Annotated in this window: 25 protein-coding genes and 2 pseudogenes; 17 read left to right on the forward strand and 10 right to left on the reverse strand. The window is 51.7% G+C overall.

What is annotated here, in order from left to right; genetic code table 11:
• Positions 1 to 52 precede the first annotated feature (52 nt).
• Both C1P89_RS11385 and mntR read right to left on the reverse strand, forming a co-directional pair.
• Positions 53 to 1,171 carry an anion transporter gene (locus C1P89_RS11385; RefSeq protein WP_000056442.1) on the reverse strand — a complete coding sequence of 373 codons (1,119 nt, stop codon included), beginning with the start codon at positions 1,169 to 1,171 and terminating at the stop codon, positions 53 to 55.
• Positions 1,168 to 1,635: a manganese-binding transcriptional regulator MntR gene (gene mntR / locus C1P89_RS11390; protein ID WP_000091016.1), complete on the reverse strand. Its 468-nt coding sequence runs from the start codon at positions 1,633 to 1,635 to the stop codon at positions 1,168 to 1,170. The genes C1P89_RS11385 and mntR overlap by 4 nt, the downstream gene beginning before the upstream one ends.
• Positions 1,636 to 1,820: 185 nt before the next feature.
• Between mntR and mntS the strand changes: the two genes are divergently transcribed.
• A complete protein-coding gene (gene mntS / locus C1P89_RS11395) occupies positions 1,821 to 1,949 on the forward strand; it encodes a manganase accumulation protein MntS (RefSeq protein ID WP_001001748.1) in 129 nt (42 codons plus the stop codon).
• A gap of 271 nt (positions 1,950 to 2,220) precedes the next feature.
• Entirely contained in the window at positions 2,221 to 3,804 is a 1,584-nt protein-coding gene (opgE, locus tag C1P89_RS11400; protein WP_001054678.1) for a phosphoethanolamine transferase, read from the forward strand.
• A 48-nt stretch (positions 3,805 to 3,852) separates the two neighbouring features.
• On the opposite strand, the gene ompX is transcribed toward opgE, so the two are convergent.
• A complete protein-coding gene (ompX, locus tag C1P89_RS11405; protein WP_001295296.1) occupies positions 3,853 to 4,368 on the reverse strand; it encodes an outer membrane protein OmpX in 516 nt (171 codons plus the stop codon).
• 52 nt (positions 4,369 to 4,420) lie between these two features.
• A complete protein-coding gene (locus C1P89_RS11410) occupies positions 4,421 to 4,486 on the reverse strand; it encodes a protein YliM (RefSeq protein WP_120795379.1) in 66 nt (21 codons plus the stop codon).
• Between the two features lie 234 nt (positions 4,487 to 4,720).
• Between C1P89_RS11410 and rhtA the strand changes: the two genes are divergently transcribed.
• The 6 genes from rhtA to ybiO all read left to right on the forward strand — a co-directional run bounded on the left by rhtA (position 4,721) and on the right by ybiO (position 11,419).
• On the forward strand, positions 4,721 to 5,608 hold the full coding sequence (rhtA, locus tag C1P89_RS11415; RefSeq protein WP_001295297.1) for a threonine/homoserine exporter RhtA: 888 nt from the start codon (positions 4,721 to 4,723) through the stop codon (positions 5,606 to 5,608).
• A 298-nt stretch (positions 5,609 to 5,906) separates the two neighbouring features.
• A complete protein-coding gene (gene dps / locus C1P89_RS11420) occupies positions 5,907 to 6,410 on the forward strand; it encodes a DNA starvation/stationary phase protection protein Dps (protein ID WP_000100800.1) in 504 nt (167 codons plus the stop codon).
• A gap of 403 nt (positions 6,411 to 6,813) precedes the next feature.
• The gene (glnH, locus tag C1P89_RS11425) at positions 6,814 to 7,560 is read left to right on the forward strand and encodes a glutamine ABC transporter substrate-binding protein GlnH (RefSeq protein ID WP_000843866.1); all 747 of its coding nucleotides are present in this window, start codon (positions 6,814 to 6,816) and stop codon (positions 7,558 to 7,560) included.
• A gap of 138 nt (positions 7,561 to 7,698) precedes the next feature.
• Positions 7,699 to 8,358: a glutamine ABC transporter permease GlnP gene (gene glnP / locus C1P89_RS11430; RefSeq protein WP_001159065.1), complete on the forward strand. Its 660-nt coding sequence runs from the start codon at positions 7,699 to 7,701 to the stop codon at positions 8,356 to 8,358.
• Complete coding sequence (glnQ, locus tag C1P89_RS11435; RefSeq protein ID WP_000569080.1) at positions 8,355 to 9,077, forward strand: glutamine ABC transporter ATP-binding protein GlnQ; 723 nt, start codon at positions 8,355 to 8,357, stop codon at positions 9,075 to 9,077. The genes glnP and glnQ overlap by 4 nt, the downstream gene beginning before the upstream one ends.
• A 116-nt stretch (positions 9,078 to 9,193) precedes the next feature.
• A complete protein-coding gene (gene ybiO, locus C1P89_RS11440; RefSeq protein WP_001267218.1) occupies positions 9,194 to 11,419 on the forward strand; it encodes a mechanosensitive channel protein in 2,226 nt (741 codons plus the stop codon).
• On the opposite strand, the gene rlmF is transcribed toward ybiO, so the two are convergent.
• Positions 11,416 to 12,342 carry a 23S rRNA (adenine(1618)-N(6))-methyltransferase RlmF gene (gene rlmF, locus C1P89_RS11445; protein ID WP_001275941.1) on the reverse strand — a complete coding sequence of 309 codons (927 nt, stop codon included), beginning with the start codon at positions 12,340 to 12,342 and terminating at the stop codon, positions 11,416 to 11,418. The genes ybiO and rlmF overlap by 4 nt on opposite strands.
• 275 nt (positions 12,343 to 12,617) lie before the next feature.
• Here rlmF and mcbA point away from each other — a divergent pair, with 275 nt between their 5' ends.
• The 7 genes and pseudogenes from mcbA to ybiJ all read left to right on the forward strand — a co-directional run bounded on the left by mcbA (position 12,618) and on the right by ybiJ (position 18,447).
• Positions 12,618 to 12,878, forward strand: coding sequence for a DUF1471 family periplasmic protein McbA (mcbA, locus tag C1P89_RS11450; protein WP_000710619.1), 261 nt, complete (start codon positions 12,618 to 12,620; stop codon positions 12,876 to 12,878).
• A gap of 264 nt (positions 12,879 to 13,142) precedes the next feature.
• Positions 13,143 to 13,448, forward strand: a pseudogene (locus C1P89_RS11455) (TonB-dependent receptor plug domain-containing protein); the annotation flags it as partial.
• Between the two features lie 65 nt (positions 13,449 to 13,513).
• Positions 13,514 to 14,860, forward strand: a complete 1,347-nt coding sequence (locus C1P89_RS11460; protein ID WP_000483769.1) for an IS4-like element IS4 family transposase — start codon at positions 13,514 to 13,516, stop codon at positions 14,858 to 14,860.
• Positions 14,861 to 14,874: 14 nt separating this feature from the next.
• A pseudogene (locus C1P89_RS11465) lies at positions 14,875 to 16,863 on the forward strand (catecholate siderophore receptor Fiu); the annotation flags it as partial.
• 41 nt (positions 16,864 to 16,904) lie between these two features.
• Positions 16,905 to 17,582 carry a PKHD-type hydroxylase YbiX gene (gene ybiX, locus C1P89_RS11470; RefSeq protein WP_000990181.1) on the forward strand — a complete coding sequence of 226 codons (678 nt, stop codon included), beginning with the start codon at positions 16,905 to 16,907 and terminating at the stop codon, positions 17,580 to 17,582.
• 73 nt (positions 17,583 to 17,655) lie between these two features.
• Positions 17,656 to 17,922, forward strand: a complete 267-nt coding sequence (gene ybiI / locus C1P89_RS11475) for a C4-type zinc finger protein YbiI (protein WP_000146343.1) — start codon at positions 17,656 to 17,658, stop codon at positions 17,920 to 17,922.
• Positions 17,923 to 18,186: 264 nt separating this feature from the next.
• On the forward strand, positions 18,187 to 18,447 hold the full coding sequence (gene ybiJ / locus C1P89_RS11480) for a DUF1471 family protein YbiJ (RefSeq protein WP_000849298.1): 261 nt from the start codon (positions 18,187 to 18,189) through the stop codon (positions 18,445 to 18,447).
• Positions 18,448 to 18,549: 102 nt separating this feature from the next.
• On the opposite strand, the gene ybiE is transcribed toward ybiJ, so the two are convergent.
• From ybiE to dinG, 4 genes are all read right to left on the reverse strand, one after another.
• On the reverse strand, positions 18,550 to 18,609 hold the full coding sequence (gene ybiE / locus C1P89_RS25945; protein ID WP_211180490.1) for a protein YbiE: 60 nt from the start codon (positions 18,607 to 18,609) through the stop codon (positions 18,550 to 18,552).
• A 66-nt stretch (positions 18,610 to 18,675) separates the two neighbouring features.
• A complete protein-coding gene (gene hcxB, locus C1P89_RS11485) occupies positions 18,676 to 19,761 on the reverse strand; it encodes a hydroxycarboxylate dehydrogenase HcXB (RefSeq protein WP_000443530.1) in 1,086 nt (361 codons plus the stop codon).
• A 140-nt stretch (positions 19,762 to 19,901) separates the two neighbouring features.
• Positions 19,902 to 20,864 carry a DNA-binding protein YbiB gene (ybiB, locus tag C1P89_RS11490; protein WP_000386529.1) on the reverse strand — a complete coding sequence of 321 codons (963 nt, stop codon included), beginning with the start codon at positions 20,862 to 20,864 and terminating at the stop codon, positions 19,902 to 19,904.
• Between the two features lie 27 nt (positions 20,865 to 20,891).
• The gene (gene dinG, locus C1P89_RS11495) at positions 20,892 to 23,042 is read right to left on the reverse strand and encodes an ATP-dependent DNA helicase DinG (RefSeq protein ID WP_005141805.1); all 2,151 of its coding nucleotides are present in this window, start codon (positions 23,040 to 23,042) and stop codon (positions 20,892 to 20,894) included.
• A gap of 119 nt (positions 23,043 to 23,161) precedes the next feature.
• On the opposite strand from dinG, the gene ybiA reads away from it, so the two are divergent.
• A complete protein-coding gene (ybiA, locus tag C1P89_RS11500) occupies positions 23,162 to 23,644 on the forward strand; it encodes an N-glycosidase YbiA (RefSeq protein ID WP_001145133.1) in 483 nt (160 codons plus the stop codon).
• A gap of 231 nt (positions 23,645 to 23,875) precedes the next feature.
• On the opposite strand, the gene rhlE is transcribed toward ybiA, so the two are convergent.
• Complete coding sequence (rhlE, locus tag C1P89_RS11505) at positions 23,876 to 25,240, reverse strand: ATP-dependent RNA helicase RhlE (protein ID WP_000007173.1); 1,365 nt, start codon at positions 25,238 to 25,240, stop codon at positions 23,876 to 23,878.
• A 228-nt stretch (positions 25,241 to 25,468) separates the two neighbouring features.
• On the opposite strand from rhlE, the gene cecR reads away from it, so the two are divergent.
• The gene (cecR, locus tag C1P89_RS11510; protein WP_005139573.1) at positions 25,469 to 26,140 is read left to right on the forward strand and encodes a DNA-binding transcriptional regulator CecR; all 672 of its coding nucleotides are present in this window, start codon (positions 25,469 to 25,471) and stop codon (positions 26,138 to 26,140) included.
• Positions 26,141 to 26,142 lie beyond the last annotated feature (2 nt).

Below are 26,142 nucleotides of genomic sequence, written 5' to 3' on the forward strand. Positions count from 1 at the left end.
AAACTTAAAGCAAAAGGCGGACTCATAATCCGCCTTTTTTATTTGCCAGACCCTAGTTGGCCGGGAGTATAACTAACAAAACATATCCCACCAACGCCGCCCACAACAGCATCGGTATTGAATAGAGATGGAAACGCCACCAGATGCGGCGATCGTTCGCCATACGTAGCGCAATCAAATTTGCCAGCGATCCGGGTAATAACCCAAAGCCACCTACGTTTACCGCCCATACCAGTAATAAAGACGGCGGCACATAGTTCAGCAACAATATGGTACTCGGCACGTTACTGATCACCTGCGATAAACCGATTGCCGTTAACCATAACCCGGGTTCAGATAGATGACTCACGTTACCCAACACGCCTTGCAACGCTGGAAGCTGGGTCAGTAAATGGACGTCGATAAACATCGCCATAAACACCAGCAGCAGCGTCCAGTCCACACTGAGCACCACGCGACGTGCCAGCAGCGCAAAGCCTGCCGCCACAATCACCAGTCCCCACAGCTCTTGTTTGAACTCCAGCGCCGTCAGAAAGACGATATACAGCCCCAGACAACTCCACACCAGCCGCGGTTTCCACTCCGGTGTTTGCACCCCCGTATGGTATTGCAGCGCCTTTCCAGGGAAACAACACCAGCACAGGAGCAGGAGCGTCAGCATCATTGCGCCAGCCAGCGGTGCCATTTGGGCAATAAATCCGGCAAACGAAAGACCAGAACGTCCCCAGATAAGAATATTTTGCGGGTTGCCAATTGGCGTCAGTAGCGAACCAGCGTTGACTGCCAGCGCCTCAAAAATAATCAGCCGATTAACCGGGATCTCACACAGTCTTTTTAGCGTGATAGTCAGCGGAACAACAATAAACAGCGCGACATCGTTGGTCAGAAAGGTAGAAAGCAGCGCCGCCGCCAGCACCATAAACATCGCCAGCCGACGCTCCGTAGCAAAGCGGCGCACCATTTTGCGCCCCAGCACATCAAAATAACCGCTTAACTCCACACCTTTGGTCAGCAGCATCAGGCCGCTTAAGGTGATGATGGTGTGCCAGTCGATAGCAGCAGGCCAGGATTTCGGTGCAAAGGGCACGAAAAAGCTTAATCCGATACCAACAAGAATTAATAACTGAAAAAAACGATCGCCTTGCAGCGTGCGTAAAAAAGGCAGGCTCATTTGGCACCGTGTTTCTGGGTAAACAAACGAAAAGCGTCGAGCGTCTCTTCACTAACATGGTGCTCCATGCCTTCCGCGTCGCGACGGGCGATTTCCGGACTGACGCCCAACACCAACAAGAAATTTTCGACTATCTGATGTCGCTCGCGGCTTTCCTGCGCCAGCTTCTCTCCTTCTGCCGTTAAAAACACGCCACGCCAGGGGATCATTTCAATCAGCCCCATGGTTGCCAGCCGCTTAAGCATTTTAGCCACCGTCGGTTGCGAAACTCCCAGACGAGCAGCCATGTCCACCTGACGAGCTTCCCCCACTTCCCTGATCAAGTCAGAAATCAGCTCAACGTAATCATCAATAAGCTCGCGCCGATGCGCCTCTCTGACCTGGCGGAACCCTTCAACGTGCTCTTCCACGTTCACTAACTGCGTCACTTTTTTTGCTGTTGGCGTACCTGCGCGACGACTCATTGTGCTTCCTCATTATGGTGACGCATACATAGCGTTCTCATTTCGTGCGCACATTGTAAACCAGAGTTGCGAAGGTACAAAAAATTAACGTTTTAGCAATAGCTACATAATATAGCCTGTGCTATATCTGTATGTAATGCAATCATCCCTCAAGGATCGACGGGATTAGCAAGTCAGGAGGTCTTATGAATGAGTTCAAGAAGTGTATGCGCGTGTTTAGTCATTCTCCCTTTAAAGTACGGTTAATGCTGCTCTCTATGTTGTGCGATATGGTCAACAACAAACCGCAGCAAGATAAACCTTCCGATAAATAGCGGCGTCGCGGTACGCCGCTTCACTCCTGCTTTTATGCAGGCATAACGCGTTTTGGTCTGAAAAACCCCACTTTTTGTCGGATTTGCAATCCCCTTCGCAAAAGATTTGTTCGTCAGTAGTTGACCTGAACGGCGGCTCGCTCTATCTTCTTGCAGCCCTGCGTATATTGCGGCTCGCGGATGCGGACCCCTTTCCCCTCTTCACGCACTCTTGCAGGTATTGACCCTTGACGCCAGGGTAAGCACATGGCGTTTGTTACGATAGTGGCATATGAATTTAACCCTCAAAGAATCGCTTGTTACCCGTAGCCGGGTATTTAGCCCGTGGACTGCGTTCTACTTTTTACAGTCGCTATTAATTAACCTCGGCTTAGGTTACCCCTTCAGTTTGCTCTACACCGCTGCGTTTACGGCTATTTTGCTTTTGCTATGGCGAACATTGCCTCGCGTACAAAAAGTTCTGGTCGGTGTCAGTTCGCTGGTGGCGGCTTGTTATTTCCCTTTTGCTCAGGCCTACGGCGCGCCTAATTTCAATACATTGCTGGCATTGCACTCCACCAATATGGAAGAGTCGACCGAAATCCTGACGATTTTTCCGTGGTACAGCTACCTGGTCGGCTTATTTATTTTTGCGCTCGGCGTAATAGCAATCAGGCGAAAAAAAGAGAATGAAAAAGCGCGCTGGAATACCTTCGACAGCCTGTGTCTGGTATTCAGTGTGGCGACATTTTTTGTTGCTCCCGTGCAAAACCTGGCCTGGGGTGGCGTATTTAAACTGAAAGATACTGGCTATCCGGTATTTCGTTTTGCTAAGGATGTCATCGTCAATAATAACGAGGTGATTGAAGAGCAAGAACGGATGGCAAAACTTTCCGGAATGAAAGATACCTGGACGGTCACTGCCGTTAAGCCGAAGTATCAGACCTATGTGGTGGTGATCGGCGAAAGCGCGCGTCGCGATGCCCTCGGTGCCTTTGGCGGTCACTGGGACAATACCCCGTTTGCCAGCAGCGTTAACGGTTTGATATTTGCTGACTACATTGCCGCCAGTGGCTCCACGCAGAAATCACTTGGCTTAACGCTCAATCGCGTAGTCGATGGCAAACCACAGTTTCAGGATAACTTTGTCACCCTGGCAAATCGCGCGGGCTTCCAGACCTGGTGGTTTTCCAACCAGGGCCAAATCGGCGAATACGATACTGCTATCGCCAGCATCGCCAAACGTGCAGATGAAGTGTACTTCCTGAAAGAAGGTAATTTTGAAGCAGATAAAAACACGAAAGACGAAGCGTTACTGGATATGACCGCTCAAGTGCTGGCGCAAGAGCACTCGCAACCGCAGCTGATTGTTCTGCATCTGATGGGCTCGCATCCGCAGGCCTGCGACAGGACACAAGGCAAATACGAAACCTTTGTGCAATCGAAAGAAACGTCGTGCTATCTCTATACCATGACGCAAACGGACGATTTACTGCGCAAGCTGTACGATCAGTTACGCAACAGCGGCAGCAGCTTCTCTCTGGTTTACTTTTCTGACCACGGTCTGGCCTTTAAAGAGCGCGGCAAAGACGTGCAATACCTTGCCCATGATGATAAATATCAGCAAAATTTCCAGGTGCCTTTTATGGTCATTTCCAGCGACGATAAAGCGCATCGGGTGATTAAAGCCCGCCGCTCAGCCAATGACTTCTTAGGCTTTTTCTCGCAGTGGACGGGAATTAAAGCGAAGGAAATAAATATCAAATACCCGTTTATATCTGAGAAGAAAGCCGGGCCGATATACATCACCAACTTCCAGTTACAGAAGGTGGATTACAACCATCTCGGAACCGATATTTTCGACCCGAAACCTTAAAACAAAAAATCCGCCCCGAGAGGCGGATTTTTTATATCACCAAAGTGATTAGAAGCGGTAACCAACACCGGCAATCCAGGTGCCTACGTCAACGCTACGAATACGGCTCTGCTCGTAAGAGAAGTCCAGAGCAACGTTTTCCATCGGGTTGAACTGCAGACCAGCACCGTAGGAGAAACCGTAGTCGCTGGTGTCGTGTTTGTAGGTCGGGTATTCAGTGGTCTGGAATTTACCATAACCCACCCCCACTACACCGTAGATGCTTGCCCAGTCGTTAATGCGGTAAGCCGGACCAGCAGTGATGCCGTAGTACTGGTTTTTGTTGTAGTCACCAGAGCTTGCAGTACGGCTTTTCTCGGTGTAAGTGAAAGAACCGATCACACCCAGCGGGCTGTTGTCTTCTTCATAGCGGTATTTCAGGTTGAAACCGCCCATTTTGTTCATTTGGCCCTGAGCGTCGCTCTGTGCGTAACCGCCAGTTACGGTAGAAGTCGCAGCTACGGAAGTACCTGCGGTGAAAGCCAGAACTGCGGCCAGTGCTGAAAGACATGCAATTTTTTTCATAACCACCTCAAATGTGATTCAAATAAGTCCTAAGTTTTAAATATATCAAAAATTAATGGGAAACTCTTCGCGATTTGTGATGTCTAACGGGCCATTTCATGTAACAGAACGTTTCCATACACCGCTATCCATCTAAATTTAAATCACTTTTTCAGAGAACTGCGTAAGTATTACGCATGTTTTCCCTGTCATTCATCCAGATTATTCCTAATCACCAGACTAATGATTCCATCAATCCTGGCGCATTTTAGTCAAAACGGGGGAAAATTTTTTCAACAAATGCTCAACCAGCATTGGGTATATCCAGTACACTCCACGCTTTACTTAAGTCTAGATATTTGTGGGAGAAAGGATGCCTGGTTCATTACGTAAAATGCCGGTCTGGTTACCAATAGTCATATTGCTCGTTGCCATGGCGTCTATTCAGGGTGGAGCCTCGTTAGCTAAGTCACTTTTTCCTCTGGTGGGCGCACCGGGTGTCACTGCGCTGCGTCTGGCATTAGGAACGCTGATCCTCATCGCGTTCTTTAAGCCATGGCGACTGCGCTTTGCCAAAGAGCAACGGTTACCGCTGTTGTTTTACGGCGTTTCGCTGGGTGGGATGAATTATCTTTTTTATCTTTCTATTCAGACAGTACCGCTGGGTATTGCGGTGGCGCTGGAGTTCACCGGACCACTGGCGGTGGCGCTGTTCTCTTCTCGTCGCCCGGTAGATTTCGTCTGGGTTGTGCTGGCGGTTCTTGGTCTGTGGTTCCTGCTACCGCTGGGGCAAGACGTTTCCCATGTCGATTTAACCGGCTGTGCGCTGGCACTGGGGGCCGGGGCTTGTTGGGCTATTTACATTTTAAGTGGGCAACGCGCAGGAGCGGAACATGGCCCTGCGACGGTGGCAATTGGTTCGTTGATTGCAGCGTTAATTTTCGTGCCAATTGGAGCGCTTCAGGCTGGTGAAGCACTCTGGCACTGGTCGGTTATTCCATTGGGTCTGGCTGTCGCTATTCTCTCGACCGCTCTGCCTTATTCGCTGGAAATGATTGCCCTCACCCGTTTGCCAACACGGACATTTGGTACGCTGATGAGCATGGAACCGGCGCTGGCTGCCGTTTCCGGGATGATTTTCCTCGGAGAAACACTGACACCCATACAGCTGCTGGCGCTCGGCGCTATCATCGCCGCTTCAATGGGGTCTACGCTGACAGTACGCAAAGAGAGCAAAATAAAAGAATTAGACATTAATTAAATTTACATTTCTGCATGGTTATGCATAACCATGCAGAATTTCTCGCTACTTTTCCTCTACACCGTCTTTATATATCGAATTATGCAAAAGCATATTTATTCCGAAAATTCCTGGCGAGCAGATAAATAAGAATTGTTCTTATCAATATATCTAACTCATTGAATCTTTATTAGTTTTGTTTTTCACGCTTGTTACCACTATTAGTGTGATAGGAACAGCCAGAATAGCGGAACACATAGCCGGTGCTATACTTAGTCTCGTTAATTACTGGGACATAACATCAAGAGGATATGAAATTATGAGTACCGCTAAATTAGTTAAATCAAAAGCGACCAATCTGCTTTATACCCGCAACGATGTCTCCGACAGCGAGAAAAAAGCAACAGTAGAGTTGCTGAATCGCCAGGTTATCCAGTTTATTGATCTTTCTTTGATTACCAAACAAGCGCACTGGAACATGCGCGGCGCTAACTTCATTGCCGTACATGAAATGCTGGATGGCTTCCGCACCGCACTGATCGATCATCTGGATACCATGGCAGAACGTGCAGTGCAGCTGGGCGGTGTAGCTCTGGGGACCACTCAAGTTATCAACAGCAAAACCCCGCTGAAAAGTTACCCGCTGGACATCCACAACGTTCAGGATCACCTGAAAGAACTGGCTGACCGTTACGCAATCGTCGCTAATGACGTACGCAAAGCGATTGGCGAAGCGAAAGATGACGACACCGCAGATATCCTGACCGCCGCGTCTCGCGACCTGGATAAATTCCTGTGGTTTATCGAGTCTAACATCGAATAAATCCATCGCTGATGGTGCAGAACTTTAGTACCCGATAAAAGCGGCTTCCTGACAGGAGGCCGTTTTGTTTTGCAGCCCACCTCAACGCACTTATTTAGTGCATCCATCTGCTATCTCCAGCTGATTAAGTAAATTTTTTGTATCCACATCATCACACAATCGTTACATAAAGATTGTTTTTTCATCAGGTTTTACGCTAAATAATCACTGTGTTGAGTGCACAATTTTAGCGCACCAGATTGGTGCCCCAGAATGGTGCATCTTCAGGGTATTGCCCTATAAATCGTGCATCACGTTTTTGCCGCATCTCGAAAAATCAAGGAGTTGCAAAACTGGCACGATTTTTTCATATATGTGAATGTCACGCAGGGGATCGTCCCGTGGATAGAAAAAAGGAAATGCTATGAAGTCTGTATTAAAAGTTTCACTGGCTGCACTGACCCTGGCTTTTGCGGTTTCTTCTCATGCCGCGGATAAAAAATTAGTTGTCGCGACGGATACCGCCTTCGTTCCGTTTGAATTTAAACAGGGCGATAAATATGTGGGCTTTGACGTTGATCTGTGGGCTGCCATCGCTAAAGAGCTGAAGCTGGATTACGAACTGAAGCCGATGGATTTCAGTGGGATCATTCCGGCACTGCAAACCAAAAACGTCGATCTGGCGCTGGCGGGCATTACCATCACCGACGAGCGTAAAAAAGCGATCGATTTCTCTGACGGCTACTACAAAAGCGGCCTGTTAGTGATGGTGAAAGCTAACAATAACGATGTGAAAAGCGTGAAAGATCTCGACGGGAAAGTGGTTGCTGTTAAGAGCGGTACTGGCTCCGTTGATTACGCGAAAGCAAACATCAAAACTAAAGATCTGCGTCAGTTCCCGAACATCGATAACGCCTATATGGAACTGGGCACCAACCGCGCAGACGCCGTTCTGCACGATACGCCAAACATTCTGTACTTCATCAAAACCGCCGGTAACGGTCAGTTCAAAGCGGTAGGTGACTCTCTGGAAGCGCAGCAATACGGTATTGCGTTCCCGAAAGGTAGCGACGAGCTGCGTGACAAAGTCAACGGCGCGTTGAAAACCCTGCGCGAGAACGGAACTTACAACGAAATCTACAAAAAATGGTTCGGTACTGAACCGAAATAATAACGCTACACCTGTAAAGCGCACTGGCAGTTCCCTCTCCCCTCTGGGGAGAGGATTAGGGTGAGGGGCGCAAACCCGCTCCGGGGCCATTAATTACCCTGAATTTGATTATTTACACCACGGTAACAGGAACAACATATGCAGTTTGACTGGAGTGCCATCTGGCCTGCCATTCCGCTTCTGATTGAAGGTGCCAAAATGACCCTGTGGATTTCGGTCCTCGGTCTGGCTGGCGGTCTGGTAATCGGATTGCTGGCAGGTTTTGCACGCACCTTCGGTGGTTGGATAGCCAACCACGTCGCGCTGGTCTTTATTGAGGTGATCCGCGGCACACCTATCGTCGTCCAGGTGATGTTTATTTATTTCGCCCTGCCGATGGCGTTTAACGACTTACGCATCGACCCATTTACTGCGGCGGTGGTCACCATCATGATCAACTCCGGCGCGTACATTGCGGAAATCACGCGTGGTGCGGTGCTGTCTATTCACAAAGGTTTTCGTGAAGCAGGACTGGCGCTCGGTCTTTCACGTTGGGAAACCATTCGCTACGTCATTTTACCGCTGGCACTGCGTCGTATGCTGCCGCCGCTGGGTAACCAGTGGATCATCAGCATTAAAGACACCTCGCTGTTTATTGTGATCGGCGTGGCGGAACTGACCCGTCAGGGGCAAGAAATTATTGCCGGTAACTTCCGCGCCCTTGAGATCTGGAGCGCCGTGGCGGTGTTCTATCTGATTATTACCCTGGTGCTAAGCTTTATTTTGCGTCGTCTGGAAAGAAGGATGAAAATCCTGTGATTGAATTTAAAAACGTCTCCAAGCACTTTGGCCCAACCCAGGTGCTTCACAATATCGATTTGAACATTGCCCAGGGCGAAGTCGTGGTGATTATCGGGCCGTCCGGTTCCGGTAAATCGACCCTGCTGCGCTGCATCAACAAACTGGAAGAAATCACCTCCGGCGATCTGATTGTCGATGGCCTGAAGGTTAACGATCCGAAAGTTGACGAGCGCCTGATTCGCCAGGAAGCAGGTATGGTGTTCCAGCAGTTTTACCTCTTCCCGCATCTGACGGCGCTGGAAAACGTCATGTTTGGTCCGCTACGCGTGCGTGGCGCGAACAAAGAAGAGGCGGAAAAACTGGCGCGTGAGCTGCTGGCGAAAGTCGGTCTGGCAGAACGTGCACATCACTACCCTTCCGAACTTTCTGGTGGTCAACAGCAGCGTGTGGCGATTGCCCGCGCGCTGGCGGTGAAGCCGAAAATGATGCTGTTTGATGAACCGACTTCCGCTCTTGACCCGGAACTGCGCCATGAAGTGCTGAAGGTTATGCAGGATCTGGCTGAAGAAGGGATGACGATGGTGATCGTGACCCACGAAATCGGTTTTGCCGAGAAAGTAGCTTCGCGGCTGATCTTTATCGACAAAGGCCGGATTGCGGAAGATGGCGATCCGCAGGTATTGATCAAGAACCCGCCGAGCCAGCGCTTGCAGGAATTTTTGCAGCACGTCTCTTAACTTCTCTGCCTCCCTTTCACCCGAAAGGGAGGCACACCAGATTCCTCTCATTTAAAATCGCCCCTCCCCCAGCATCTATACTTATCTTTTTGCTCTGTTTTCTCACTGGAGGAGTCATGCGGTGGATCCTGTTCATCCTCTTCTGCCTGCTGGGCGCACCTGCCCACGCGGTATCCATACCCGGCGTTACAACCACAACGACAACGGACTCAACGACTGAACCGGCCCCGGAACCGGATATCGAACAAAAAAAAGCGGCCTATGGCGCACTGGCGGATGTGCTGGATAACGACACCTCGCGTAAAGAATTGATCGACCAGTTGCGTACTGTCGCCGCGACGCCCCCTGCGGAACCGGTCCCGAAGATCGTGCCGCCGACGCTGGTTGAAGAGCAAACCGTGCTGCAAAAGGTCACCGAAGTCAGCCGCCATTATGGTGAAGCCCTTTCCGCCCGCTTCGGGCAACTTTATCGCAATATCACCGGCTCCCCGCATAAGCCATTTAATCCACAAACCTTCAGCAATGCGCTGAGCCATTTTTCAATGTTAGCGGTATTAGTGTTTGGTTTTTACTGGCTGATTCGCCTGTGCGCACTGCCGCTGTATCGCAAAATGGGTCAGTGGGCGAGGCAAAAAAATCGTGAGCGCAGCAACTGGTTGCAGCTTCCGGCGATGATTATCGGGGCGTTTATTATCGACCTGCTGTTACTGGCCCTGACATTATTTGTCGGCCAGGTATTAAGCGACAACCTGAATGCAGGCAGTCGCACCATCGCTTTCCAACAAAGTTTGTTTCTCAACGCCTTTGCCCTGATTGAATTTTTCAAAGCCGTACTACGCCTGATTTTTTGCCCAAACGTGGCGGAGCTGCGCCCGTTCACGATTCAGGACGAGAGCGCCCGTTACTGGAGTCGTCGCCTGAGCTGGTTAAGCAGTTTGATAGGTTATGGCCTGATTGTGGCCGTGCCGATTATCTCTAATCAGGTGAATGTACAGATAGGTGCGCTGGCGAACGTCATCATTATGCTGTGCATGACCGTCTGGGCGTTGTACCTGATCTTTCGTAATAAAAAAGAGATTACCCAGCATTTGCTCAACTTTGCGGAGCATTCGCTGGCCTTTTTCAGCCTGTTTATCCGCGCCTTTGCGCTGGTGTGGCACTGGCTGGCAAGCGCCTATTTTATCGTGCTGTTTTTCTTTTCGTTGTTCGATCCGGGCAACAGCCTGAAATTTATGATGGGTGCAACGGTGCGCAGCCTGGCGATTATTGGTATCGCAGCGTTTGTTTCCGGTATGTTTTCCCGCTGGCTGGCAAAAACCATCACTCTCTCGCCACATACTCAGCGTAACTATCCAGAGTTGCAAAAACGGCTGAATGGCTGGCTTTCGGCGGCGCTGAAAACGGCGCGTATTCTGACCGTCTGCGTGGCGGTAATGTTGCTGTTGAGCGCATGGGGATTGTTCGATTTCTGGAACTGGCTGCAAAACGGCGCGGGGCAGAAAACCGTAGATATCCTGATCCGTATCGCACTTATTCTTTTTTTCTCGGCGGTTGGCTGGACGGTGCTCGCCAGTTTGATCGAAAACCGGCTGGCTTCGGATATTCATGGCCGCCCGCTACCCAGCGCCCGTACGCGTACCCTGCTGACGCTGTTCCGTAACGCGCTGGCGGTGATTATCAGTACCATCACCATCATGATTGTGTTGTCGGAAATCGGCGTCAATATCGCGCCATTGCTGGCAGGTGCCGGGGCATTAGGTCTGGCTATCTCGTTTGGTTCGCAAACGCTGGTGAAAGATATCATTACCGGGGTGTTTATTCAGTTTGAAAACGGCATGAACACTGGAGATTTGGTGACTATCGGGCCGTTGACCGGCACAGTGGAACGGATGTCGATTCGCTCCGTGGGCGTGCGCCAGGATACCGGGGCGTATCACATCATTCCGTGGTCTTCGATAACCACCTTTGCTAACTTCGTCCGCGGTATTGGTTCGGTAGTGGCAAACTACGATGTTGATCGCCATGAAGATGCTGATAAAGCCAATCAGGCACTGAAAGATGCGGTAGCGGAATTAATGGAAAACGAAGAAATTCGCGGGCTGATTATTGGTGAACCGAATTTTGCCGGGATTGTCGGCTTAAGCAATACCGCGTTTACACTGCGTGTTTCGTTCACCACGCTGCCACTCAAACAGTGGACGGTACGCTTTGCCCTCGACAGCCAGGTGAAAAAACATTTCGACCTGGCGGGCGTTCGCGCGCCAGTGCAGACTTATCAGGTGCTGCCTACTCCGGGCGCGACCCCGGCTGAACCGTTACCGCCGGGGGAGCCAACGCTTTAACGCTGGCGATTGACAAAACGGCGGCGCTGCTCGTCGTTCATAAAGGTCCAGGCAATAAAGCGACTCTGCTTTTGCCCCTGGGCCATCTCTTTTTTTACCACCTTCACCGCGCCCACGTCGGTCAGAGCACGATACAACGGCGGTAAGTTTTCACCACGAGATACCAGCGAGGTAAACCACATCACCTGCTTCGCGAAGCCTTTGCTCTCTTCAATCATCTTTTTGATAAAGGCGACTTCACCACCTTCACACCACAACTCCTGTTGCTGACCACCAAAGTTCAGTGCATCGTCTTTGTTCAGCCCCAGGTTACGGCGTTTACGCTCACTACCTGCCCGCGCTGCAGCGGCGGAATCGTGGAATGGCGGGTTACACAAGGTCGCGTCGTATTGCTCGTTTTTATGGATGATGCCGTTAAAAATTGCCCCACTCTCTTTTTGCCGACGCAGACGAATGGCGCGGTTAAGCCCCGGATTAGCACTGATAATCGCCTGCGCACTGCTTAACGCCTGGCTGCTGGTTTCACTACCGGTAAAACGCCAGCCATATTCATGTACGCCAATCAGCGGATAAATACAGTTCGCACCAACGCCGATATCCAGAATGCTGGCATTCGCTGGAATTGTTCCGCTTGCTTCAGCCAGTAAATCGGCAAGGTGATGAATATAATCCGCCCGGCCCGGTACTGGTGGGCAGAGAAAACCGTCGGGGATATCCCAGTTCGCTACGGCGTAAAAATGGGCCAGCAACGCCTTATTGAGCGCCTTCACCGCCAGCGGATTGGCAAAGTCTACGCTTTGCTCCCCGGCGGGTGTAAGCGTGAGGAATTGCCTGAGTTCAGGATTGACCTGACAAAGCGTGGCGAGATCGTAGCGGCTGTGATGACGGTTGCGCGGATGCAACCCCGGTTTCTGGGCGGACATAGCATTCTCCTTTAAGCAGCGGCGTAAGATACCCGCATAACGCGACAGGGTAAATATCTGGCTGCGTTTATCATTCCCCAAAACCTTAACATGGCTATGGTTTATGGCAATTCATCATAAAAATCAGCATTATGCATGTCATTAATTTGTCTTATTTTGTAAAAATATATCGTTCAAAAAATAAGCACATCTCTGTCAATTTTTTGCGTCATTTGCATCGCGCAGGCGACCTACACTTATCAGGCACTACCCGTTGTATTTATGAGGATGTCATTATGAAAAAGTGCCTCACACTACTGATTGCCACCGTCCTGAGCGGAATCTCTCTCACGGCTTATGCCGCGCAACCGATGAGTAACCTGGACAGCGGTCAGCTACGGCCCGCCGGTACCGTTTCGGCAACTGGCGCATCAAACCTAAGCGATCTGGAGGATAAACTGGCAGAAAAAGCGCGCGAACAAGGCGCGAAAGGTTATGTCATTAATTCCGCAGGCGGAAATGACCAGATGTTCGGTACTGCAACCATCTACAAATAACCCCACCAACGTAACTGCATTCGCCTCTGGATGCAGTTTTCGCCTGTTTTGTAATCAAAAAACATCAAATATGAACTCAATGTAAATAAATGTATTTCTTTTTCGCGCAATGGGTGATAGAAAATCGCGCCAAGTGATAATGCTTATCAAAATTATTATCACTTGCACGAACACTATCACGGGATTAACAGTGGCATCGCATCCGCAGAGATGCTTTCTCGTGGCAGTGAAAATTTCAACATATAAGAAAAAGTCACCTGCAAAATGGAAAACAATCGCAATTTCCCTGCCAGACAATTTCATTCGCTCACGTTCTTTGCCGGTCTTTGTATTGGCATCACGCCTGTGGCTCAGGCACTCGCCGCCGAAGGGCAAACTAACGCGGATGACACGCTGGTTGTCGAAGCATCAACGCCTTCGCTTTATGCGCCACAACAATCTGCCGATCCGAAATTCTCGCGTCCGGTAGCGGATACTACCCGCACGATGACGGTGATTTCTGAACAAGTGATTAAAGATCAGGGCGCAACCAACCTTACCGACGCGCTCAAAAACGCCCCCGGCGTGGGTAATGCCGATCAGTTAAGGATCAGTTGACCGATCCAGTGGCTGTGTAAGAATCCGGAAACGCTCACTTGTTTCCGGATTTTTTTATGCACATTGGACAGGCTCTTGATCTGGTATCCCGTTACGATTCTCTGCGTAACCCACTGACTTCTCTGGGGGATTACCTCGACCCCGAACTCATCTCTCGTTGCCTTGCCGAATCAGGTACTGTAACGCTACGCAAGCGCCGTCTTCCCCTCGAAATGATGGTCTGGTGTATTGTTGGCATGGCGCTTGAGCGTAAAGAACCTCTTCACCAGATTGTGAATCGCCTGGACATCATGCTGCCGGGCAATCGCCCCTTCGTTGCCCCCAGTGCCGTTATTCAGGCCCGCCAGCGCCTGGGAAGTGAGGCTGTCCGCCGCGTGTTCACGAAAACAGCGCAGCTCTGGCATAACGCCACGCCGCATCCGCACTGGTGCGGCCTGACCCTGCTGGCCATCGATGGTGTGTTCTGGCGCACACCGGATACACCAGAGAACGATGCAGCCTTCCCCCGCCAGACACATGCCGGGAACCCGGCGCTCTACCCGCAGGTCAAAATGGTCTGCCAGATGGAACTGACCAGCCATCTGCTGACGGCTGCAGCCTTCGGCACGATGAAGAACAGCGAAAATGAGCTTGCTGAGCAACTTATAGAACAAACCGGCGATAACACTCTGACGTTAATGGATAAAGGTTATTACTCACTGGGACTGTTAAATGCCTGGAGCCTGGCGGGAGAACACCGCCACTGGATGATACCTCTCAGAAAGGGAGCGCAATATGAAGAGCTCAGAAAACTGGGTAAAGGCGATCATCTGGTGAAGCTGAAAACCAGCCCGCAGGCACGAAAAAAGTGGCCGGGACTGGGAAATGAAGTGACAGCCCGCCTGCTGACCGTGACGCGCAAAGGAAAAGTCTGCCATCTGCTGACGTCGATGACGGACGCCATGCGCTTCCCCGGAGGAGAAATGGCGGATCTGTACAGTCATCGCTGGGAAATCGAACTGGGATACAGGGAGATAAAACAGACGATGCAACTGAGCAGGCTGACGCTGAGAAGTAAAAAGCCGGAGCTTGTGGAGCAAGAGCTGTGGGGTGTCTTACTGGCTTATAATCTGGTGAGATATCAGATGATTAAAATGGCGGAACATCTGAAAGGTTACTGGCCGAATCAACTGAGTTTCTCAGAATCATGCGGAATGGTGATGAGAATGCTGATGACATTGCAGGGCGCTTCACCGGGACGTATACCGGAGCTGATGCGCGATCTTGCAAGTATGGGACAACTTGTGAAATTACCGACGAGAAGGGAAAGGGCCTTCCCGAGAGTGGTAAAGGAGAGGCCCTGGAAATACCCCACAGCCCCGAAAAAGAGCCAGTCAGTTGCTTAACTGACTGGCATTACCCCGGCGTGGGTGCGTTTTTTGCGGGTGAGAACGGTAACTCCACCACTGGCGACGCCATTTATATGCGTGGTGCCGATACCTCTAACAGTATTTATATTGATGGCATTCGCGATATCGGCAGCGTCTCGCGCGACACCTTCAATACCGAGCAGGTCGAAGTGATTAAAGGGCCGTCCGGCACCGACTACGGGCGCAGCGCACCGACGGGCTCGATCAATATGATCAGCAAACAGCCGCGCAATGATTCCGGCATTGACGCCTCCGCCAGTATTGGCAGCGCCTGGTTCCGCCGCGGCACGCTGGACGTCAATCAGGTCATTGGTGATACCACCGCGGTGCGCCTGAATGTAATGGGCGAAAAAACGCACGATGCCGGACGCGACAAAGTCAAAAATGAGCGTTACGGCGTCGCCCCTTCTGTCGCTTTTGGCCTTGGTACAGCGAATCGTTTGTATCTTAATTATCTGCATGTCACCCAGCACAACACGCCAGACGGCGGCATTCCGACCATCGGTTTGCCGGGCTATTCTGCCCCATCTGCGGGAACGGCGGCCCTGAATCATTCCGGAAAAGTTGATACTCATAACTTTTACGGCACGGATTCCGATTACGACGATTCGACCACCGACACCGCCACCATGCGTTTTGAGCACGACATCAACGATAACACCACCATTCGCAATACTACCCGTTGGTCGCGCGTAAAGCAGGATTACCTGATGACGGCGATTATGGGCGGGGCGTCGAATATTACTCAGCCCACCAGCGATGTGAATAGCTGAACCTGGTCACGCACGGCGAATACCAAAGATGTGAGTAATAAAATTCTCACCAACCAGACCAACCTGACCTCGACGTTCTATACCGGTTCTATCGGTCATGATGTCAGTACCGGCGTGGAATTTACCCGTGAAACGCAGACTAACTACGGCGTTAATCCGGTGACGTTACCCGCGGTAAATATTTATCATCCTGACAGCAGCATTCATCCCGGCGGCCTGACGCGCAACGGCGCAAACGCCAATGGTCAGACGGATACCTTCGCAATTTACGCCTTTGATACGCTGCAAATCACCCGTGATTTTGAGCTGAACGGCGGGATCCGTCTGGATAATTATCATACTGAATATGACAGTGCCACCGCCTGCGGCGGCAGCGGACGCGGTGCCATCACCTGCCCAACTGGTGTGGCAAAAGGTTCTCCGGTCACCACCGTCGACACCGCCAAGTCGGGCAATCTGATGAACTGGAAAGCCGGGGCGCTGTATCACCTGACGGAAAACGGCAATGTCTATATTAACTATGCCGTTTCCCAGCAGCCTCCGGGCGGCAACAACTTCGCCCTTGCGCAGTCTGGCAGCGGTAACAGTGCCAACCGCACCGATTTTAAACCGCAAAAAGCCAACACCAGCGAGATTGGCACCAAATGGCAGGTTCTGGATAAACGTCTGTTGCTCACCGCCGCGCTGTTCCGTACTGATATCGAAAATGAAGTTGAGCAAAATGATGACGGAACTTACTCGCAATACGGTAAGAAACGCGTCGAAGGCTATGAGATATCCGTGGCCGGGAATATCACTCCCGCGTGGCAGGTGATTGGCGGCTATACCCAGCAAAAAGCAACCATCAAAAACGGCAAAGATGTTGCCCAGGATGGTTCCTCATCGCTGCCGTATACCCCGGAGCACGCCTTCACCTTATGGAGCCAATATCAGGCAACCGACGATATCTCTGTTGGCGCGGGCGCACGCTATATCGGCAGTATGCATAAAGGTTCAGACGGCGCGGTGGGAACGCCAGCATTTACCGAAGGTTACTGGGTCGCCGATGCCAAACTGGGGTATCGGGTTAATCGCAATCTCGACTTCCAGCTAAACGTCTACAACCTGTTTGATACTGATTACGTCGCCTCAATCAACAAGAGCGGCTACCGTTATCACCCGGGCGAGCCAAGAACCTTCTTGCTCACAGCCAATATGCATTTCTGATTCAGATGTGGGGCGCAGGCCCCACTTTTTGGAGAACTTGTATGATGTACCACATTCCCGGCGTGTTATCGCCACAGGACGTCGCCCGGTTTCGCGAACAACTGGAACAAGCCGAATGGGTGGATGGACGCGTCACCACCGGCGCACAAGGTGCGCAAGTTAAGAACAATCAACAGGTCGACACCCGCAGCACGTTATACGCCGCCCTGCAAAATGAGGTGCTGAACGCGGTTAACCAACATGCTTTGTTCTTTGCCGCGGCCTTGCCGCGTACCCTTTCCACGCCGCTGTTTAATCGCTATCAGAACAATGAAACCTATGGTTTCCATGTGGATGGCGCAGTACGCAGCCATCCACAAAACGGCTGGATGCGTACTGACCTTTCTGCCACGCTGTTTTTAAGCGATCCACAAAGCTACGACGGCGGCGAACTGGTCGTTAATGACACCTTCGGACAACATCGGGTAAAACTCCCGGCAGGCGATCTCGTGTTGTATCCCTCCAGCAGCCAGCATTGCGTGCCACCCGTAACCCGCGGCGTACGAGTGGCATCATTTATGTGGATCCAGTCGATGATCCGCGATGATAAAAAGCGCGCCATGCTGTTTGAACTGGACAACAATATTCAGTCGCTGAAAAGCCGCTACGGCGAAAGTGAAGAGATCCTGTCGCTGCTTAATCTTTATCATAATCTGCTGCGGGAATGGTCGGAGATCTGATGCTTGAACTGCCCGAGTTCGTCCCTGGATTAGCTACACTTAACTGTACAAGTATTGATATGGGGAGGTCGATATGGCATCCGGTTGGGCTAACGATGACGCCGTCAACGAACAGATCAACAGTACAATTGAAGATGCGATTGCCCGCGCTCGGGGTGAAATTCCGCGCGGCGAAAGCCTGGATGAATGTGAAGAGTGCGGTGCCCCCATCCCGCAGGCCCGTCGGGAAGCCATTCCTGGCGTGCGCTTATGTATTCATTGTCAGCAGGAGAAAGATTTACAAAAACCAGCTTATACAGGATATAATCGCAGAGGTTCGAAAGACAGCCAGTTACGTTAACTACAACTGGCGAGATGCATAGCGAGTATAATTTTTATTTTGCGTGGCATTCCGTGCCTTTAACGCTGCTGTGACTGCCACGCGGTATAAAACAAGTTCATAAGTACAACAAATAAATGGTTTATCAGTATGTTAGATATCAATCAATTTATTTGAACAAGGCGGTCAATTCTCTTCGATTTTATCTCTCGTAAAAAAACGTGATACTCATCACATCGACGAAACAACGTCACTTATACAAAAATCACCTGCGAGAGATTAATTATGAAAACTATCAATACTGTTGTTGCTGCTATGGCTCTTTCAACTCTGTCATTTGGCGTGTTCGCGGCGGAACCGATAACGGCATCCCAGGCACAGAACATGAATAAAATCGGCGTGGTTTCTGCCGATGGCGCATCCACCCTCGATGCCCTGGAAGCGAAACTGGCTGAGAAAGCCGCGGCAGCCGGTGCCAGTGGATACAGCATCACTTCCGCCACCAACAACAATAAATTAAGCGGTACTGCGGTAATTTATAAGTAATTCGTAGGACGGATAAGGCGTTTACGCCGCATCCGGCAACAGATGCCTGATGCGACGCTACCGCGTCTTATCAGGCCTACAAAATCCGAACCGTTGGACGGATCAGGCGTTTACGCTACGTCCAGCACAAGTATTTCCCTGTCTGTTTGCCGACAGACGCATATGCTCTAACCCTCATTGATCCTATGTTACCCTTGTTTGCCCGTCCGCCACTGGACGGGCTTTTTTTTAGCTGGCTAACTGCTGACAGAAAGCCTGCAACGTCTCTTCCGGCATACCAATCTGCCGCGCTGCATCACAAATGGCCTGCCAGCTTCCCGCATCCAGTGGAATCCCCTGCTTCTGCCGTTCGCGACGCGTGTTCACTTCCCACTCGCCCGGTAGCAAAATCGGCTTATCATCATCATGTGGCGAGGCTTTCACCCACTCGGCAAAGGCTTCGGTCTGCGCGTTACAATCCGGCGCGCCGAAGAGTTCCGGGTTGATGATGATAGTGGTCATGCAGTTAAGAATGGCATCGGGACTGGTTTGTAACGTTTCCTGATGCGTCGTTTTACCGCCGGAAAGCGCCCCGCCAAGAATTTCACACATCGCTGCAAGGGCGTAGCCTTTATGTTCGGCAAAGGTCAACAGCGAACCCAACGGCGACTCCTGCATTACCGCCGGATTGGTCGTCGGCACGCCGTTAACGTCAATCAGGCAACCTGGCGGCACGGGGACGCCTTTATGCCAGGCGACGCGGGTTTTGCCAAATGCAATGGCGCTGGTGGCGTAATCAAGCAACAGCGGGAAATTATCTTTACGAGGGAAAACCACACAGAACGGATTGGTGCCAAAGCGGCTGTCGCGACCGTGGAACGGCGCGACCATTGGAATACCGACCACGCTAACAAAGTGGATAGAGACAAACCCCGCCGCTGCACACTGCTCCGCCCAGTAACCGATACGGCCGATATGATGCGAGTTATGTAGCGCCACGGCGGCAATACCGTGCTGATGCGCTTTCTCAATCCCCAGCGCCATCGCTTCATGTGCCGCGACCTGACCAAATGCGCGATCGCCATCGAGCGTGACCGCCGCCCCCGCCTCTTTAACGGTTTTGGCATGATGGTTAATTTGCAGGTGCCCCTGACTCCAGGAGCGTACATAGCTTGGGATCATGCCAATACCATGTGAATCATGCCCTGCCAGGTTTGCCGCGATTAAATGATCGGCAACTAATTTCGCTTCTTGTTCCTCGCTACCCATCTGACGAAATACAGCCTGAATAAAACTGTGCAGCGTCTGAGCATCAAAGCGATGACCACTTTCCATGGTTAACTCCTGTTTATGTTATGTGTTTGTTGTATTTTTATGCTGCACGCCGGGCGTGGGAAGGTCAATAAAGATGCAGGAATTTCATATTGCGGTGGGGTAAAAGCCGGATGACATGGCTCATCCGGCTGAGAAAAGAATTAAAATGCCTGATTAACGCGCGCCAGGCCGTCGCTGATAGTTGCCGCTTCACCCATAGCCACCAGGCAGCAAACCATCTGGATTTTCAGCGATTCGGGAATCGGTTCGCTGCCAGCAAGGCAACGCTCAATCCACTGCGCCGTGGTTTCCGGATCTTTTGCTTGTGGCAGTAACTCGCTACCAGCAGTGTCCTGTTTTTCATACAGCACCCGCATCCCTTCACGGTCAATGAGATTGATCTGCGGGCAGCGCTGCGGATTAGCATACACTTCACCTTCAGTACCATGCATTAGTAGCGCCCGCCCGCCGATATCGCTAAAGAACTTCGCGACGCGTCCAATATATTCCGGATGCGAAACGCTGGAAAGACGCAGCGCCGCACCTTCGGCAAATGGCGTCGCCAGTTTCGCCAGGGTATGTGCACTGTTACGCACGCCCATCCGCCAGCGCATCGCCAGTTGTTTTTCCAGCGGCGGGCAAAACGCGCCGACTGGCATAAACACCGGTTGATGTTCGTCGAGCTTCGCCTGCGCCTGCCCGCCGTGCAACGTTGGCGTAATACCCATCAATTCAAAAATGGTTTCAGTCAGCACGCGGGTTGGATCTTCGCTAACCCCGTGAACCACCACAGGAAAACCGAGTTTGTGCAGGAGAATCGCCAACAACGGCGTCAGGTTGGCCTGTTTACGCGCGCCGTTGTAACTGGGGATGACAATCGGCATCGGCTTGCCTGCTGGCGGCGTCAGCTTGATGGTGTGATTTTGCATGGCTTCGTAAAAGCCGAGCATCTCTGCTTCCCCTTCTCCTTTGATACGCAGCGCAATCAATACGCCGCCCAACTCAAGGTCAGGGACTTCACCATTGAGCATATGAGCATACAGACCGCGCGCAGTATCCCGGTCTAAATCGCGCGCGTGGTTTTTCCCGCGCCCGATCTCTTTAATGATTTTGCGATAGTCCATTTACGACTCCTTACCTGACTCACATCATTAACGCCGCCGACGGCGTGGGGATTTCGTTTTTTCTTTCTTTTTAACTATACCTTCAGGGACTTCCGGTTGCTCTATCGGAAATACCGGTAATGCATCCAGTAGTCGCTTGCCATAATTTTTGGTCAGCAAGCGTTTGTCGTAGATAACCACTTCGCCCCAGCAACCGTGGCTTCGAATCAGTCGCCCAACCTGCTGAATCAGGTTAAACGAGGCGCTCGGCAGGCTTTGCACCTCAAACGGATAGCGGTTGAGGCTTTTCAGCCATTCCCCTTCGGTGATCACCACGGGGCTGTCGATGGGCGGAAAAGCGATTTTGTGGATATGCACCTGGCTGAGCAGATCACCTTTCAAATCAAGCCCTTCGGCAAATGACTGTAAGCCCACCAGCACGCTGCGCTCACCGTTGGCGACGCGTTTGCGGTGCAGTTCAACTAAACGGTAACGCGGCTGATCGCCCTGAACCAGCAACATCAGACGTAAATCCGTCACATAGTCGAGAAAGCGCTGCATCGCCCGTCCGCTGGCAAACAGTACCAACATACCGAGATGTTTTTTGCTCTCCACCTGCTTACGGAAAAAGGCCGCCATTTCGGCAATATGCTGCTCTTCGTTGTCGATGGAAGGCTCAACGCGCATCCGGGGAATAACAATTTTGCCCTGTTCGCAGTGGTTAAAGGGGGAATCCAGCGCCACAAAACGGTCGCCCGCTTTCTCTTTCAGACCACTCATCTCCTGCAAACGCGAAAAACTATTCAGCGAACGCAAGGTTGCGGAGGTGACAATAATGTGCGGAATACTGCGCCACAGCAGCCTTTCCAGCTGATCGCTGACACGTATCCCCACGCAGTGAAACCAGAGATGCAGTTGCCCTTCGCGCTCTTCCCGCGTCGCCCATTTGGTCACCGGCGCACCGGAAGATTGCGCCAGAGACGCCAGCCGCCAGAGTTTGCTTTGCGCCTCGAACATCCCCAACGCGCGGTTCATCTGCAAAATCAACCGATGCAGGCGTACAATGTCATGGCTGCCGGTTTTCTCACTTAAATCGTTAAGAAATAACTCCGCCAGACCACGCAGCATCTCGGTGAGTTTTGCCAGCCGCTGGCAGATCTCCAGCACTTCATCAGGCAGTTCGCCCATCGCAAAACGGTGCTCTGCCTCCTGCCCGGCAGGCATGTAGAGATTGAGAATGTTGTTTAACGAGGCGATAAGCTCATACAACTCTTCACAATGCGCATTCAAACGTTCAGGGATCGCCAGCGGTGGGATGGTCTTCGGGCGAAACTGCTCCATGCAGGTAGCGACCAGTTTCGTGAACAAGTCCAGCTGTAGTCGATACCAGGGCGCGGTGATTTCAGCGCTCATCTCCAGCGCATCCCGGGCCACATCTGGCAGGTGATGACCTTCGTCCAGCACCAGCAGCAGATTTTTCGGGTCAGGCAGTACGGCTTCGCTTTCCATCGCCGCCATCACCAGCGCATGGTTTGCCACCACCACTTCCGCTTCCTGAATCTCCCGACGAGCAACAAAAAACGGGCATTCACGATAGTAGTAACAGTTACGGTTGAGGCAGCTGGCTTTGTCGGTACTCAAACGACGCCAGAGATCATCATCTATAGCGATATCCGTATGATCGCGCAGACCATCCCATCTATAAGTGTCGAGATCGCCCTTCAGCTTCGCACAACGTTTTTGCTCTTCCTGATTATTTGCCGTCAGTTCGTCGTCAAGAAACGCCAGCAGATCCTGTTGCGTGGGTTCAGTGCTGGCGAGCGCCGTCAGATTACGCGGACAAACGTAGCGCCCACGCCCGAAAGCGGCAGTGAATTTAAGATCGGGAATGATCTTTTTCAGCAGCGGTAAATCTTTGCTGTAAATCTGATCCTGCAACGCCACGTTGGCGGTACTCACCACCAGCGTTTTTTGCTCTTCGCGGGCAATGGCGATGCCGGGGATCAAATAGGAGAGCGTTTTCCCAACGCCGGTGGGGGCTTCAATCGCCAGATGCCGCCCTTCTTCTCCGGCCAGCGTTTTGGCGACGTCCGCAATCATCTGCCGCTGCGGCACACGGGGAATAAAGTCGGGGATCTGTTCCTGAAGCGCCTTATACCAGGCGGCAATTTGCGCTTTAAGCGCGGCGGTTAATGCCATGAGAAAACCTGAAATACTGTATAAACAGCCAATATTGTGGCATTTTTCGGTTTTCAGGGGTAATGGTTTTTCTGTTTCTGGAAAGCGGCTCGCAATAACCACCAACATAATGCGGTTTAATGCCCGTTCGAGCACAAAGGATCCAACACGTCATGCAAGACACCATCATAAATTTCTACAGCACCAGCGATGACTACGGTGATTTTTCTAACTTTGCCGCCTGGCCCATCAAGGTTGACGGGAAAACCTGGCCCACCTCCGAACACTATTTTCAGGCACAAAAATTCCTTGATGAAAAATACCGCGAAGAGATCCGTCGGGTTTCTTCCCCCATGGTCGCCGCTCGCATGGGGCGTAATCGTTCCAAGCCACTTCGTAAAAACTGGGAGTCGGTTAAAGAACAGGTGATGCGTAAAGCACTTCGTGCTAAATTCGAACAGCATGCAGAACTGCGTGTGCTCTTGCTGGCAACCGCGCCCGCAAAACTGGTTGAGCATACGGAAAACGATGCTTACTGGGGAGACGGTGGTAATGGTAAGGGCAAGAATCGACTGGGCTACCTTTTAATGGAGTTGCGAGAACAATTGGCTATAGAGAAGTAACGTCTCGGTGGCTTATGGGCGGTAAAACAGATAAATTTTTTCCCGTGTTCTCAAATTGCTGACAAGTGCTTGTTGTGAAATGCCGGATGCGGCGTAAACGCCTTATCCGGCCTACAAAAGCATGCAAATTCAATATATTGCAGAGTTCACGTAGGCCTGATAAGCGTAGCGCATCAGGCAGTTTTGCGTTTGTTCATCAGCCTGATGCCGGGCATAGCCCGGCATAAAAGATTACTGCGCAGCGGCAGGTTTACGCGGACGGCGGCGACGTTGTTGTTCGCCTGCCGGTTTGGCATCGCCGAGGCGGCGAGACGGTTTTTCTGCAGGTTTCGCGCTTGCAGATTTTGCGCCACCTTCCCCACGGCGTGGTTGCTGTTGACCGCGACCACCACCTTGCCCACGACCGCCGCCGCCACGTTGCTGGCGACCGTTCTGGATCGGTTCGGCTTTGATTGACGGGTCCGGCTCATAGCCCGGAATCGCAATGCGCGGGATCTCTTTTTTCAGCAGTTTTTCGATATCACGCAGCAGTTTGTGTTCATCAACACACACCAGCGACAACGCTTCACCGGTAGCAGCCGCACGACCGGTACGCCCGATACGATGGACATAATCTTCCGGTACGTTTGGCAGTTCATAGTTGACGACGTGCGGCAGCTCTTCAATATCCAGGCCGCGCGCAGCGATGTCAGTTGCCACCAGTACACGAATATCGCCCGATTTAAAATCAGCCAGCGCACGAGTACGCGCACCTTGCGATTTATTGCCGTGGATCGCCGCACTACGGATGCCATCTTTATTGAGCTGTTCAGCCAGATGGTTAGCGCCGTGTTTGGTACGGGTAAACACCAGCACCTGCTGCCAGTTCCCTTTCCCAATCATGTGCGACAGCAATTCGCGTTTGCGTTTCTTATCGACAAAGTGAACGTGCTGGGTCACCTGATCAGACGCGGTATTGCGGCGTGCCACTTCGATTTCCAGCGGGTTGTGCAACAGTTTTTCCGCCAGGGCTTTAATATCGTCAGAGAAGGTCGCGGAGAATAACAGGTTCTGGCGCTTCGCAGGTAGTTTTGTTAACACGCGACGGATATCGTGGATAAAGCCCATGTCGAGCATGCGGTCAGCTTCATCGAGGACGAGGATTTCAACCTGATCCAGCTTCACTGCATTCTGATGTTCCAGGTCCAGCAAACGTCCCGGCGTTGCCACCAGCACATCAACGCCGCCACGCAGTTTCATCATCTGCGGGTTAATACTCACACCACCAAACACCACCAGCGAACGAATGTTCAGGTATTTGCTGTAATCACGGACGTTTTCGCCAATCTGCGCCGCCAGTTCACGGGTCGGGGTAAGAATGAGCGCACGTACCGGACGACGCCCTTTGGCGTGCGGCTGGCGAGTGATCAGGTGTTGCAACAGCGGCAGCGTAAAGCCCGCTGTTTTGCCGGTGCCGGTCTGGGCGCTAGCCATCAGGTCGCGGCCTTCCAGCACCGCAGGGATCGCCTGCTGCTGAATAGGGGTGGGTTCACGGTAACCCTGCTCGGCAACGGCGCGCAGGATATCAGGGCTTAAACCCAAATAATCGAAAGACATGACTACTCCGAACCGCCCCGACCGTTACCGGTGTAGTTTTCAGGGAGATACTGAAAAGGAAAATGACAAAAACCACAATGTCATGAGCGAGCGGAGTGTAGCAGTTTTTGTGACGCAGCGCATAAATTATCCCTGTGACTGGCGTAGCTAAAATTCTTAGCCATACTGGACAACTCCCATATGGAGTCATAATCTTAATCAATCATTTGATTAAGAATGGACTGTGCGATGAATAATCCTGCCATGACAATCAAGGGTGAACAGGCGAAAAAACAGCTGATTGCTGCCGCACTGGCGCAGTTTGGTGAATATGGAATGAACGCCACCACCCGCGAGATAGCCGCCCAAGCCGGGCAGAATATCGCTGCCATCACCTACTACTTCGGTTCGAAAGAAGATTTGTACCTCGCCTGCGCCCAGTGGATTGCCGATTTTATTGGCGAGCAGTTCCGTCCGCATGCCGAGGAAGCCGAACGCTTGTTCGCCCAACCACAGCCTGATCGGGCTGCCATCCGTGAACTGCTCCTTCGCGCCTGCAGGAACATGATTAAGCTGCTCACCCAGGATGACACCGTCAACCTCAGCAAGTTTATCTCCCGTGAGCAGCTCTCTCCCACGGCAGCCTACCACCTGGTGCACGAACAGGTGATTAGTCCGCTACACAGCCACCTGACACGCCTGATTGCCGCCTGGACCGGCAGCGACGCCAATGACACCCGCATGATCCTTCATACCCATGCGTTGATTGGTGAGATTCTGGCGTTCCGTCTTGGCAAAGAAACAATTCTGTTACGTACCGGCTGGACCGCGTTCGATGAAGAAAAGACCGAACTGATCAACCAGACGGTGACCTGTCATATCGACCTGATTTTGCAAGGATTATCGCAAAGGAGTTTGTAGTG

It is taken from the genome of Shigella sonnei (genome assembly GCF_002950395.1).
GTDB lineage: Bacteria > Pseudomonadota > Gammaproteobacteria > Enterobacterales > Enterobacteriaceae > ECMA0423.

Coding starts and splice junctions, on each gene's coding strand:
- C1P89_RS11385 (WP_000056442.1), bottom strand. CDS start 1,171: ATGAGCCTGCCTTTTTTACGCACGCTGCAAGGCGATCGTTTTTTTCAG.
- mntR (WP_000091016.1), bottom strand. CDS start 1,635: ATGAGTCGTCGCGCAGGTACGCCAACAGCAAAAAAAGTGACGCAGTTA.
- mntS (WP_001001748.1), top strand. CDS start 1,821: ATGAATGAGTTCAAGAAGTGTATGCGCGTGTTTAGTCATTCTCCCTTT.
- opgE (WP_001054678.1), top strand. CDS start 2,221: ATGAATTTAACCCTCAAAGAATCGCTTGTTACCCGTAGCCGGGTATTT.
- ompX (WP_001295296.1), bottom strand. CDS start 4,368: ATGAAAAAAATTGCATGTCTTTCAGCACTGGCCGCAGTTCTGGCTTTC.
- rhtA (WP_001295297.1), top strand. CDS start 4,721: ATGCCTGGTTCATTACGTAAAATGCCGGTCTGGTTACCAATAGTCATA.
- dps (WP_000100800.1), top strand. CDS start 5,907: ATGAGTACCGCTAAATTAGTTAAATCAAAAGCGACCAATCTGCTTTAT.
- glnH (WP_000843866.1), top strand. CDS start 6,814: ATGAAGTCTGTATTAAAAGTTTCACTGGCTGCACTGACCCTGGCTTTT.
- glnP (WP_001159065.1), top strand. CDS start 7,699: ATGCAGTTTGACTGGAGTGCCATCTGGCCTGCCATTCCGCTTCTGATT.
- ybiO (WP_001267218.1), top strand. CDS start 9,194: ATGCGGTGGATCCTGTTCATCCTCTTCTGCCTGCTGGGCGCACCTGCC.
- rlmF (WP_001275941.1), bottom strand. CDS start 12,342: ATGTCCGCCCAGAAACCGGGGTTGCATCCGCGCAACCGTCATCACAGC.
- mcbA (WP_000710619.1), top strand. CDS start 12,618: ATGAAAAAGTGCCTCACACTACTGATTGCCACCGTCCTGAGCGGAATC.
- ybiX (WP_000990181.1), top strand. CDS start 16,905: ATGATGTACCACATTCCCGGCGTGTTATCGCCACAGGACGTCGCCCGG.
- ybiI (WP_000146343.1), top strand. CDS start 17,656: ATGGCATCCGGTTGGGCTAACGATGACGCCGTCAACGAACAGATCAAC.
- ybiJ (WP_000849298.1), top strand. CDS start 18,187: ATGAAAACTATCAATACTGTTGTTGCTGCTATGGCTCTTTCAACTCTG.
- hcxB (WP_000443530.1), bottom strand. CDS start 19,761: ATGGAAAGTGGTCATCGCTTTGATGCTCAGACGCTGCACAGTTTTATT.
- ybiB (WP_000386529.1), bottom strand. CDS start 20,864: ATGGACTATCGCAAAATCATTAAAGAGATCGGGCGCGGGAAAAACCAC.
- dinG (WP_005141805.1), bottom strand. CDS start 23,042: ATGGCATTAACCGCCGCGCTTAAAGCGCAAATTGCCGCCTGGTATAAG.
- ybiA (WP_001145133.1), top strand. CDS start 23,162: ATGCCCGTTCGAGCACAAAGGATCCAACACGTCATGCAAGACACCATC.
- rhlE (WP_000007173.1), bottom strand. CDS start 25,240: ATGTCTTTCGATTATTTGGGTTTAAGCCCTGATATCCTGCGCGCCGTT.
- cecR (WP_005139573.1), top strand. CDS start 25,469: ATGAATAATCCTGCCATGACAATCAAGGGTGAACAGGCGAAAAAACAG.